Source organism: Tistrella bauzanensis, from assembly GCF_014636235.1.
GTDB lineage: Bacteria > Pseudomonadota > Alphaproteobacteria > Tistrellales > Tistrellaceae > Tistrella > Tistrella bauzanensis.
Genome location: NZ_BMDZ01000205.1, coordinates 1 through 779 on the forward strand (window position 1 = coordinate 1; position 779 = coordinate 779).

Below are 779 nucleotides of genomic sequence, written 5' to 3' on the forward strand. Positions count from 1 at the left end.
ACCGCGCGAGACCCCCGCCAAGCTCCCAAGCCGTCAGCAGACGGCGTCAAGCCATGGGTAGCGGGCATTCGGCAACAGCCTCTTAAGCAATCGTTTGATAACGGCACAGATACTTGGTCTCAAGGGCGTGCCACTGATCGTCGCGCCAGATGGCCGTATGCAGCAAGGTCTGCCTGACAGCCTCATCCGGTTCCTGGAGGGATAAGGATGATGCGCATTCCCGAAGAACGGCCCGCACGGCTAATTCGCCCACAGGCATATGATCCGGTCCACCGTGCGTTCTTGTGTGACGATTCCAGCCTCGGTATCGGCTTTCTCTGCGCACCTCTGAGTGGCGCGGATGATCGTGCCGCCAATCATCTGGCCGTGCTGATCAACAGCGCTTGGCCAAATGACAGCATCCTCTCCTTCAGTCTGATTGCATTTCCCGATATTCGACACATCCTTGATGCGTTCACCCAACTTCGGGCACCGTCATTTGACCCGGCCACTGGCGATCCTCTCCTCCGTAAAATCACGCTGGATCGTGTCGAGTACCTCCGGGCCTCGATCGATCGGCCGATGAATGACCATTCGCATTTGCGTCTGCGGGATTTCGTAATCGTCGTGACCGCCAAGCTGCCGTTGGCGACTCCCAGACCGACTGAACAAGAAATGATGGCAGCAAAGGATCTGTCGGTCGAACTACAAAAGCTGCTTGAGAGGCTGTCGCGCAATGAGCGCGGCGGGCTGGTTTAGAGCGTCACCGTCGCCTGGGACGGCGTGAGGCGGCCCGTCCT

1 protein-coding gene is annotated in these 779 nt (G+C 58.7%); it reads left to right on the forward strand.

Translation table 11 applies throughout. The features are described from left to right. The first annotated feature begins 207 nt into the window (after positions 1-207). Positions 208-738, forward strand: coding sequence for a TraC family protein (locus IEW15_RS25590; protein WP_188583377.1), 531 nt, complete (start codon positions 208-210; stop codon positions 736-738). Positions 739-779 lie beyond the last annotated feature (41 nt).

Coding starts and splice junctions, on each gene's coding strand:
- IEW15_RS25590 (WP_188583377.1), top strand. CDS start 208: ATGATGCGCATTCCCGAAGAACGGCCCGCACGGCTAATTCGCCCACAG.